Genomic DNA, 1,680 nt, shown 5'->3' with positions numbered 1-1,680 from the left:
TCGGTGTGATTGAAGACGATGGTACCGTCGCCGATGCCAAATACGATGGTTGCGGCGGCCCCATCGGCCCCCTGCAAGAAACCCGCAGCCTGCGCCTTCTCGCCGGACGCAGCGCCGATGTTCAGCGTACCCTGCGCATTGTCGTAGTTTCCAAGATAAATCTCGTTTTCAACTTCGACAATCCCCCCTCTGGAGATGGTCAGCGTGCCTTCGACTGTATCAGCGACACCTTCATCGCCGACAATTATTTTGCCCGCCCGCAGTTTCGAGCCACTGCCGGACACCGTCACGGTGCCATTCGATCCGTCATCTTCGCCTATATAAAGAACAGAATCATCGACAAGAACATAACCACCGTCCAGCACATTCAGCGTACCTTCGCCCTCACTGCCGACAAACATGCCGGTTCCCGCGATCAGCCGCGAGCCCTTGCCGGACACGGTCACCGTGCCGGTGCTGCCAGAAAAACGCCCCAGAAATATATTATCATCAGCACGCACATAACCGCCGTCCAGGACATTCAGCGTGCCTTCGCTGGCAGCACCGACAAGAATATCATCTCCCGCGATCAGCCGGGCATCCTTGCCGGACACGGTAACCGTGCCGGTGCCGCCGTCCGCATCGCCGATACGAACGTCATCAGCGGCATAAACATAACCACCGTCCAGCACATTGAGCGTGCCTTCGCCGTAATTGCCGACGGTAATGTCATCCCCCGCGACCAGCTGCGAGCCTTTGCCGGACACGGTCACCGTGCCGGTGGAGCCGTCCCCGTACCCTATGACAATGTCGTCATATGATTTGACAAATCCGCCTTTGGAGACATTCAGCGTGCCTTCGCCGAAAACGCCGACAAATATCGCCCCATCGGCGATCCACGAACCGCCCTGAGACACGGTTACGGTGCCTTTCGCTCCGGCATCAAACCCTATATAGCCGGCGCCACTTTCAAGCTCTCCGCCGTCTGAAATGGTCAGCGTGGCATCGGATCCCGGACTACGACCAACGATTACCTCGTCGCCATCGAGATCCACCGGCTTATTGATGACTTCCCGGTCCTGGCCGTCGACGACAAGATCATCCGCGAAGGCCGGACCGGCAGGCAGGGCGATCAGCGCTGTGGAGGCCAGGAGTGCCGCGCCGAGCAGGCTGCGGCCGGCGATTGCGCGCCTGGATGCACCGCGACGCCCGGCTTCGGAGGAAGTGGATGTGGATTTGGCTGAAATCGACCGCATGTCTGTGAAAACCCGCCCTTATCTGAATTCGAGGAGTGCTGTCTTGCCCCCGCAAGCCAGCACCCGGCGCATTGCGGAATCATCCGCAATCTAATTTAGTTTCACCTTAAGCATGGATCGCGCGCGCATGCTAGGGGCCGAAGGGCAATTTGCGTCGCGTGCGCAAAGAGTGCACCCCTCGCAAAACAGCCGGCCCAAAGGCCCCGGGTCGGCGGAGAACTCCCCCTCCGCCAGCCGAAAATCCCCGGCGGGCCGCCGCGGCTGGCGGCCCGCCGGTTTTTTGGATCAGAAGCGGGCGGTCAGCCCGGCCGAGAGCGCATGGTCCTGCTGGTCCTGGCCGAATGCGCCCGTATAGTCGATGGCGATATCCATCGCAGGCGTGACGGCGAAATTGAGACCCAGGCCGACGAGGCCGACGTCACGCGCACCGACATTGCCGGCGATC

General features: G+C 60.7%; 1 pseudogene. It reads right to left on the bottom strand.

The features are described from left to right. A pseudogene (locus E2A64_RS17745) lies at positions 1 to 1,235 on the bottom strand (hypothetical protein); the annotation flags it as partial. Positions 1,236 to 1,680: the final 445 nt, after the last annotated feature.

The sequence above is a fragment of the Pseudohoeflea suaedae genome, from assembly GCF_004354915.1.
GTDB classification, from domain to species: domain Bacteria; phylum Pseudomonadota; class Alphaproteobacteria; order Rhizobiales; family Rhizobiaceae; genus Pseudohoeflea; species Pseudohoeflea suaedae.
Note: the sequence above shows the minus strand (reverse complement) of the source record. Positions and strands in the feature narration are given on the sequence as shown.